This is a genomic window from Terrabacter sp. RAF57, assembly GCF_052113925.1.
In the GTDB taxonomy this organism is placed as follows: Bacteria; Actinomycetota; Actinomycetes; order Actinomycetales; family Dermatophilaceae; genus Terrabacter.
In genome coordinates this window covers 1-8,245 of the sequence record NZ_JBFRDT010000041.1, presented here as the reverse complement: position 1 = coordinate 8,245, position 8,245 = coordinate 1, and the positions used below count along the sequence as shown (strand labels likewise).

9 protein-coding genes are annotated in these 8,245 nt (G+C 69.3%); 6 read left to right on the top strand and 3 right to left on the bottom strand.

Translation table 11 applies throughout. The features are described 5' to 3' along the window. The 6 genes from AB4Y83_RS22360 to AB4Y83_RS22335 form a co-directional block, all read left to right on the top strand. The coding region (locus AB4Y83_RS22360; RefSeq protein WP_442298231.1) for a substrate-binding domain-containing protein at nt 1-925 on the top strand (925 nt) is incomplete at its 5' end. 88 nt (nt 926-1,013) lie between these two features. After that, nucleotides 1,014-2,075, top strand: a complete 1,062-nt coding sequence (locus AB4Y83_RS22355) for an ABC transporter permease (protein ID WP_020143648.1) — start codon at nt 1,014-1,016, stop codon at nt 2,073-2,075. Between the two features lies 1 nt (nt 2,076). Then, nucleotides 2,077-2,892, top strand: coding sequence for an ATP-binding cassette domain-containing protein (locus AB4Y83_RS22350; protein WP_020143647.1), 816 nt, complete (start codon nt 2,077-2,079; stop codon nt 2,890-2,892). Nucleotides 2,893-2,905: 13 nt separating this feature from the next. After that, a complete protein-coding gene (locus AB4Y83_RS22345) occupies nt 2,906-3,319 on the top strand; it encodes a universal stress protein (RefSeq protein ID WP_442274207.1) in 414 nt (137 codons plus the stop codon). Between the two features lie 66 nt (nt 3,320-3,385). Then, nucleotides 3,386-4,126, top strand: coding sequence for a GntR family transcriptional regulator (locus AB4Y83_RS22340; RefSeq protein WP_442274206.1), 741 nt, complete (start codon nt 3,386-3,388; stop codon nt 4,124-4,126). A 105-nt stretch (nt 4,127-4,231) separates the two neighbouring features. Next, a complete protein-coding gene (locus tag AB4Y83_RS22335; protein WP_442298230.1) occupies nt 4,232-5,290 on the top strand; it encodes a Gfo/Idh/MocA family protein in 1,059 nt (352 codons plus the stop codon). A 3-nt stretch (nt 5,291-5,293) separates the two neighbouring features. On the opposite strand, the gene AB4Y83_RS22330 is transcribed toward AB4Y83_RS22335, so the two are convergent. From AB4Y83_RS22330 to serS, 3 genes are all read right to left on the bottom strand, one after another. Further along, entirely contained in the window at nt 5,294-6,061 is a 768-nt protein-coding gene (locus AB4Y83_RS22330) for a DDE-type integrase/transposase/recombinase (RefSeq protein WP_442298229.1), read from the bottom strand. Continuing rightward, entirely contained in the window at nt 6,058-6,486 is a 429-nt protein-coding gene (locus tag AB4Y83_RS22325; RefSeq protein ID WP_442298228.1) for a helix-turn-helix domain-containing protein, read from the bottom strand. The genes AB4Y83_RS22330 and AB4Y83_RS22325 overlap by 4 nt, the downstream gene beginning before the upstream one ends. Nucleotides 6,487-6,604: 118 nt before the next feature. Beyond that, entirely contained in the window at nt 6,605-7,930 is a 1,326-nt protein-coding gene (serS, locus tag AB4Y83_RS22320) for a serine--tRNA ligase (protein ID WP_442298227.1), read from the bottom strand. Nucleotides 7,931-8,245: the final 315 nt, after the last annotated feature.

Sequence of the window (8,245 nt, the reverse complement as noted above, 5' to 3'; positions counted from 1 at the left end):
GTGCAGCAGCGGCGGCGCCCCCGCCAGCACCGCCAACGCCGGCAGCGGCAGCGGCGCCGGCGACAACTCCGGCTACACGTTCGCCATGGTCACCCACGAGACCCCCGGCGACACCTTCTGGGACAAGATCAAGGCCGGCGCCACCCAGGCAGCGAAGAACAGCGGCATCACGCTCAAGTACTCCAACGACCCCGACCCGGCCAAGCAGGCGACGCTGATCCAGAACGCGATCGACTCGAAGGTCGACGGCATCGCCACGACGCTCGCCACGCCCGACGCCCTCGCCGGTGCGGTCAAGTCTGCCAACGACGCCGGCATCCCCGTCGTCGCCTTCAACTCCGGCATCGACCAGTACCAGCAGGTCGGCGCCAAGATGTACTTCGGCTCCGACGAGAACCTCGCCGGTGAGGCGACCGGCAAGCGCATCGCCGCCGCCGGTGGCAAGAAGGTCCTCTGCGTCATCCAGGCCGCCGGTTCGGTGGCCCTCGAGGCCCGGTGCGCCGGCGTCAAGAAGGGCATCCCCGCCACGGAGAACATCCAGGTCAACGGCGCCGACGACCCGTCCGTCGTCTCGGCCCTGCAGGCCAAGCTCGCGCAGGACAGCTCGATCGACTGGATCGTCACGCTCGGCGCCCCGATCGCCCTCGACGCCCTCAAGGCGATGGACGCAGCCAGCAGCAAGGCCAAGCTCGCCACCTTCGACCTCAACGTCGACGCCGCGCAGGCGATCCAGGACGGCAAGATCCAGTTCTCGGTCGACCAGCAGCCCTACGTGCAGGGCTACCTCGCCATCCAGTCGCTCTACCTCAACAAGAAGAACGGCAACGACATCGGTGGCGGCCTCGCCGTCCTGACCGGACCGTCGTTCGTGGACTCGAAGAACATCGCCGTGATCCTCCCGTTCGCCAAGAACAACACGCGCTGACCCACCGGGGCGGCCGGCCAGGGCAACCAGGGCCGGCCGCCCTTCCCGCACTCCACTGCTCGCTCGTCAAACCGGATCGGAGAGGTCCATGAGTCAAACCACCAAGACTCCACCCTCGGCACCAGCCGAGGCGTCGAACAGGGTCACGCTCGGCTGGTCGAACCGCCTGCTCGCCCGCCCCGAGGTCGGGGCCCTCGTCGCGGCGATCGTCATCTTCGTCTTCTTCCTCATCGTCGCCCCGGCCTTCCGGTCGCCCGCGTCGTTCTTCACCGTGCTCTACCAGTCCTCCACCATCGGCATCGTCGCGGTCGCCGTGGGAATGCTCATGATCGGCGGCGAGTTCGACCTCTCCGCCGGCGTCATCGTCACCACGGCGGGGCTCGTCAACGCGATGTTCTGCTACCAGCTCGGCATCAACCTCATCGTCGGCGCCGTGCTCTCGCTCGTCTTCTGCCTCGCCATCGGCTTCCTCAACGGCTACCTGGTGGTGAGGACCGGCATACCGAGCTTCCTCATCACCCTGGGCACGTTCTTCGTGCTGCAGGGCGCGAACCTCGGGGTCACGAAGCTCGTCACCGGCTCGGTCTCGACGCCCAACATCAACCAGATGGACGGCTACAAGACCCTCGACGCGATCTTCGCCTCGAGCTTCAAGATCGGCAGTGTCACCGTCGAGATCACCGTCCTCTGGTGGTTCCTCTTCGTCGCCCTGTCGGCGTTCATCCTCCAGCGCACCAAGATCGGCAACTGGATCTACGCCGTCGGCGGCAACGCCGACTCCGCCCGTGCCGTCGGCGTCCCGGTCAAGGCCGTCAAGATCGGCCTGTTCATGAGCGTGTCGTTCCTCGGCTGGTTCGTCGGCATGCACACGCTCTACAAGTTCGACACCCTCCAGGCCGGCAACGGCATCGGCAACGAGTTCCTCTACATCATCGCCGCGGTCGTGGGTGGCACGCTGCTCACCGGCGGCTACGGCAACGCCATCGGCGTCGCCATCGGCGCGTTCATCTTCGGCATGACGAGCCTCTGCATCGTCTACGCCGGCTGGGACCCCAACTGGTTCCGGGCCTTCCTCGGCGTCATGCTCCTGCTCGCCGTCATGGTCAACCTCTACGTCAAGAAGCTCTCGACCGCCCGAAAGGTGGGCTGACATGACTGACACCCTGTCCGAGCACGCGGACCCGGAGCTCCACTCGGGCGAGCCGCTCATCGAGATGAAGGACGTCGGCAAGACGTACGGCGCCATCCGCGCCCTCAAGGGCATCAACCTCACGGTGCGCGCCGGCGAGGTGACCTGCGTCCTCGGCGACAACGGCGCCGGCAAGTCGACCCTGATCAAGATCATGGCCGGCCTCCACCCGCACAACGAGGGCACGATGAAGGTCGACGGCAAGGAGGTCAGCTTCTCCTCGCCGCGCGAGTCCCTCGACCACGGCATCGCGACCGTCTACCAGGACCTCGCCGTCGTCTCGCTCATGGAGGTGTGGCGCAACTTCTTCCTCGGCTCCGAGCTGACGAGCGGCCGGGGCCCGTTCGCCACCCTCCGGATCGCCGACATGAAGCGCATCGCCGACGAGGAGCTGCGCAAGATGGGCGTCGTCGTCAAGGACATCAACCAGCCGATCGGCACCCTCTCAGGTGGCCAGCGCCAGTGCGTCGCGATCGCCCGGGCCGTCTACTTCGGCGCCCGCGTGCTGATCCTCGACGAGCCGACCGCGGCCCTCGGCGTCAAGCAGTCCGGCGTCGTGCTCAAGTACACGGCTGCGGCCCGCGACGCCGGCCTCGGTGTCGTCTTCATCACCCACAACCCGCACCACGCCTACCTCGTCGGCAACCACTTCGTCATCCTCAAGCTCGGCCAGGCCGTGCTCGACAAGAAGCGCGCCGACGTCGGTCTCGACGAGCTCACCCGCCAGATGGCCGGCGGCGACGAGCTCACCGAGCTCTCGCACGAGCTGCAGAAGTGAGCGGGGTGGCGTCATGAGCGTCGCCGTCGCCCACCACACCCGCAGCTCGAGCGGGCTCGCGCTCCAGGAGGGAGCCCGCCAGGCGGCATACCGCGGGACCCACCTCCTCGTCGTCCACGTCGTCGAGTCGCTCGACAACGACATCGCGGAGGCCAACAAGGCCGGTATCTCCGATGCCGTCGAGAGCGCGCTCGAGGCCGCCTGCCTGCCCGACCTCCAGTGGGACGTGCGCCTCGTCCCCGGGGGCCGGGACATCGCGGACGTCTCCGAGGCGATCCTCGCGACCGTGCACGAGCTCGGTCCGGACCTGCTCGTCATCGGGGCCCGGCGCCGCTCGCCGATGGGCAAGGCCTTCCTCGGCAGCGTCGCGCAGAACATCATCCTCGACGCGGACGTGCCCGTTCTCGTCGTCAAGAGCCCGAGGTGATGACACGAGGGTGTGCTGACATGAACACGTGCGTGCATGACCGAATCGTCTCGTTAGTCTGCGGCCATGCCCAAGCCCGTTGACGTCCGCATCGACCGCGAGACGCCGGTCCCGCTCTACCACCAGCTGGCCGAGCAGCTGAGCGCGGCCATCGCGGACGGCGTGCTCCAGCCGGGGGACCCGTTCGAGAACGAGGTCGCGATGGCCGACCGGCTCGGCCTGTCGCGACCGACGGTGCGGCGGGCCATCCAGGAGCTCGTCGGGCAGGGCCTCCTGCTCCGGCGGCGAGGTCTCGGCACGACGGTCGCGGGCCGCCAGATCCACCGGCGGGCCGAGCTGACGAGCCTCTACGACGACCTGCGGCGCGAGGGCTCGGGGGACCCTCGCACCCAGGTGCTGACGCACGAGGTGACGACCGACGAGGTCGCGGCGACGGCGATGGGCCTCCCGGCCGACACGCCGTTGCTGCGCCTCGTCCGGCTCCGTCTCGACGGCGACCGGCCGCTCGCGATCCTGCGCAACTGGCTGCCGCCGGCCTATTCCGACATCAGCTGCGAGGACCTCGAGCACGACGGCCTCTACGCCCTGCTCCGTGCTCGCGGCGGCAAGCCCGTCGTGGCCCACCAGCGCATCGGTGCGCGGCAGCCGTCGGCCTCCGAACGCAAGCACCTGAACCTCACGCCGTCCCAGCCGGTCCTGACGATGTCGCGCACCGCGTTCGACGCCGTCGGCGGCCCCGTCGAGTACGGCGACCACTGCTACCGCGCCCAGGACTACTCCATCGAGGTCATGCTCGACGAGCGCTGACCGCGCCGGGGTCGGTCGCGCACCCGACCACCGAGAAGGTATGCCGTGTCGACCCTTTCGCTGCCCACCGCCCTCCCTGCCCCACGTCGTCCGACGCCCGACAGCGTGCCCAGCCTTCGCTGGGGCATCCTCGGCACGGGGTGGATCGCGTCACGCTTCGTCGCATCGCTCCGGGCCTCGACGACGCAGCAGGTCGTGGCCGTGGGGTCGCGGTCGCAGGCCTCGGCCGACGCCTTCGCCCGGGGTGCGGGTGAACTGCGGACGCACGCGAGCCACGAGGCACTGGTGAGCGACCCGGACGTCGACGTCGTGTACGTCGCGACGCCGCACCACGCGCACCTGGCCGGCGCACTCCTGGCCGTCGGGGCCGGCAAGCACGTCCTCGTCGAGAAGCCACTGGGTCTCGATGCGTCTGAGGCACAGTCGGTCTCGGCTGCTGCCGCGGCCGCCGGCGTCTTCTGCATGGAGGCCATGTGGTCGCTCTTCCTGCCGCGCTTCGACGTCGTGCGGCAGGTGCTCGACGCGGGCCTCCTCGGCGAGGTGCGCACCGTCATCGCCGACCACGGCGAGCACTTCGACCCGCCGCACCGCATCCTCGACCCGGCCATGGCCGGCGGCTCGCTCCTCGACCTCGGCACCTACGTCACGACGCTGGCGACATGGGTGCTCGGCCCGGCCACGCGCGTCCTGGCGTCCGGCGAGTCGACCGCGTCCGGGGTCAACGGCCAGGCCGCGATGCTGTTGACCCACGCCGGCGACGCGACGAGCGTGCTCCACTCGACGCTGCTCACGCGTACGCCCACGGCGGCCACCATCGCCGGGACGGAGGCCACGCTGACCCTGCCCGGACCGTTCTTCATGCCCGGCGACGTCGTCGTCACCTCCGCCGACGGGTCAGGCTCGGTGACGTGGACCGACCCCGAGCCGATCGGCCACGGCGCGCTCTACCACTCGGCCCTCGAGGCGGCCCGCTGCATCGGCGACGGCCTGCTCGAGTCTCCCCTGCACGACGCAGCGTCGGTCCACGCCAACATGCGTGCCCTCGACGAGGTCACGAGACAGGTCGGCGTCACCTACTCCCCCGCGGTTGAGGTGATCGCGCGCCCCCAGGGAGCGTTGTCCTGTGAAGGGACATCCCTGTCAAGGATGAAGGGACATGCGTGACAGTCAGGGTTTGGCGACTCGATGGTAGGTCCGGCTGCCGGGGAGGTGGTCGATGCGGGTTTCGGGGTCCAGTCGCACGTGCGCGATGAGCTGGTCGTCGTGGAACAGGACAGCGTGGTCGAGGTCGATGAGGTAGTCGATCTTGGCGCCTGCCCAAGCGGTCCCGAACGCTATCCGGGCGCCAGGCAGTTCGAAGTATCCGCTGCGGGGCAGGGTGATCGTGTGCAGGAACTGTCGCGGCTTGAGCTGGTCGGGGTCCGGTTCGGCTTTCGGGCTGGCGGTATAGCGCGCTGAGGGTGGGACCCCGCCGATGCCTTGGTGGGGTCGCTGCGTGGTGAACACGACGTCATAGACGTCCAGCAGACGTTGCAGCTGCGGCAGGTCCTTGGCTCGAGGGCGCGCCGCCAGCCATCGTTCCAAGGTCTGCCACTCGCGTTCCTTCTTGCCGTTGGTGCGAGGCCGGCCCGGGCTGGAGTTGACCATCGCGACCCCGATCCGGTGCAGGCGGGCCTCGAACTCGGTGTAGCCGCCGCCCTTGACCAGCCGGGCGGTGAACGCGGTCGAGTTGTCGCACTGCACAACGGCGGGCTTGCCGTAGCGGTTGATGCCCGCGACTAGGCACGCCCACGTGTCGGTCGCGTTCTCGCTGGTTGCAGCCCGGGAGGCCATGATCGCCCGGGAGTGATCGTCCTGGAACCGCAGCACGACCGCTCTGCCTGCGGCCAGGTCGGTCACGTGACCGTCCAGCTGCCACACGCCGTTGGGCTTCACGCTTCGAACCGACGGTAGCTGGACTTGGGCCGCTTGGTCGGGGTCGCAGTGGTCCGCCCGTGAGCGGCCAGGATCTTGTGACAGGTCCGAGCCGAGGGCACGGCGGCCCCTGCGCCGAGCAGCCAGTCGTGCACTGACTGGGCTCCGCCGTCCCAGCCCTGGTCCAGGAGCCGGTCGTGCTCGTCCAGGATCGCCTGCATCACCTCAGGCGAGGTAGCGGTCGGGGACCGGACCGGTCGACGCGACCGGGGCAGCAATCCCTCGATCCCGTCCTTGGCCATCCGCTTCCGGTAGGCGTAGTAACGCTCCCGGGAGATGCCCAGTTCTTTGCACACGGCCGTCACCGTTGCACCACCGGCATCCCGCAGCACCGCGTGGGCAGCCGTTGCCAACCGAACTTCCATCGAGATCTCCCCGCCAGCCATGAAGCCACCATGAACCGCAGACAAGACGACTGTCAGGGATGTCCCTTCACACCGCTGTCAGGGATGTCCCTTCAAAAGACACGCACGTTGCCGCGGCGTGCCCACCTCAACCGGGTGGTCAGGACAGCGGCGTCAGGACGTCCCTGCCGAGGAAGGGGCGCAGGGCCTCGGGCACGCGGACCGAGCCGTCGGCCTGCTGGTGGTTCTCGAGGATCGCGACGAGCCAGCGCGTCGTGCCCAGCGTGCCGTTGAGCGTCGCGACGGCGCGGGTGCCCGAGCCGTTCGGGTCGCGCTCGCGGGTGTTGAGCCGGCGCGCCTGGTAGGTCGTGCAGTTCGACGTCGATGACAGCTCGCGGAACTTGCCCTGCGTCGGCACCCAGGCCTCGCAGTCGAACTTGCGGGCGGCCGGACCACCGAGGTCGCCGGCCGCCGTGTCGATGATCCGGTAGGGCACCTCGATCTTGGCGAGCATCTCCTGCTCCCACGCGAGCAGGCGCTGGTGCTCGGCCTCGGCGTCCTCGGGACGGCAGTAGCTGAACATCTCGACCTTGTGGAACTGGTGCACGCGGATGATGCCGCGGGTGTCCTTGCCGTGCGACCCCGCCTCGCGGCGGTAGCACGCCGACCACCCGGCATACCTCTTCGGGCCGTTCGTCAGGTCGATGATCTCGTCGGAGTGGTAGCCGGCGAGGGCGACCTCCGAGGTGCCGGTGAGGTAGAGGTCGTCGGCCTCGAGGTGGTAGACCTCGTCGGCGTGCGCGTCCATGAAGCCGGCGCCGACCATGACCTCGGGGCGCGCGAGCGTCGGCGTGATCATCGGCGTGAAGCCGGCCTCCGTCGCCTGGGCCATCGCCATGTTGAGCAGCGCCAGCTCGAGGAGGGCGCCGACGCCGGTGAGGTAGTAGAAGCGCGCGCCACCGACCTTGGCGCCGCGCTCCATGTCGATGGCGCCGAGCTTCTCGCCGAGCGCGAGGTGGTCGAGCGGCTCGAAGCCCTCGGCCTCGAAATCCCTTGGCGTTCCAACGGTCTCGAGCACGACGTAGTCGTCCTCACCGCCGACGGGCACACCGTCGATGATGACGTTGCCGACCCGGCGGAGCAGGCGCTCGAGCTCGGCCCCGGCCTCGTCGGCGTCGCTCTCGAGCGACTTGACCTGCTCGCTCAGCGTGCCGGCGTGCGCCCGCGCCTCGTGCGCCACCTTCTCCAGGTGGTCGGCGTCGTCGGCGCCCGACTTCTTCGCCTTCTGGAAGGCACCCATGGCCGCGCCGACCGACTTGCTGACGGTCTTCTGCTCGGCGCGCAGCCTCTCGAAGTCGCCGAGGGACGATCGACGGCGCTCGTCGGCAGCGAGGATCGCGTCCACGATCCCCGGGTCCTCACCACGGGCCTGTTGCGAGGCGCGGACCCGGTCGGGTTCGTCGCGCACGAGCTTGATGTCGATCACGCGGGCCAGCCTATCCGCGCGCCCCGCGGACCCACGACCGAGATCCCGCCGGTCCCCCACCCTCCCCACCTCGAGTGAGCGCTTGACCACACACGACTGAGCACTCCGTCCCATCCGTCGCGTGACGCGTGGGGCGGCGCGCTCGCTCGACTGTTACCGAGCGCTCGGCGGTCTCAGATCGTCTGCGCAACACGGATGTCGTGTGAGGCGGGACGATGACTGCAGGGCTGAGGCGGTATTCGGTAGGTCAGCGGGAGCAGGCGTTGGGGCTGCTCGAGGCGGGCGTGTCGGGACTGGAGGTGGCCCGGCAGGTCG

Bases quoted from the DNA above. Each gene is read 5' to 3' on its own strand.
- AB4Y83_RS22340 (WP_442274206.1), top strand. From the start codon at position 3,386: ATGCCCAAGCCCGTTGACGTCCGCATCGACCGCGAGACGCCGGTCCCG.
- AB4Y83_RS22355 (WP_020143648.1), top strand. From the start codon at position 1,014: ATGAGTCAAACCACCAAGACTCCACCCTCGGCACCAGCCGAGGCGTCG.
- AB4Y83_RS22325 (WP_442298228.1), bottom strand. From the start codon at position 6,486: ATGGCTGGCGGGGAGATCTCGATGGAAGTTCGGTTGGCAACGGCTGCC.
- AB4Y83_RS22350 (WP_020143647.1), top strand. From the start codon at position 2,077: ATGACTGACACCCTGTCCGAGCACGCGGACCCGGAGCTCCACTCGGGC.
- AB4Y83_RS22345 (WP_442274207.1), top strand. From the start codon at position 2,906: ATGAGCGTCGCCGTCGCCCACCACACCCGCAGCTCGAGCGGGCTCGCG.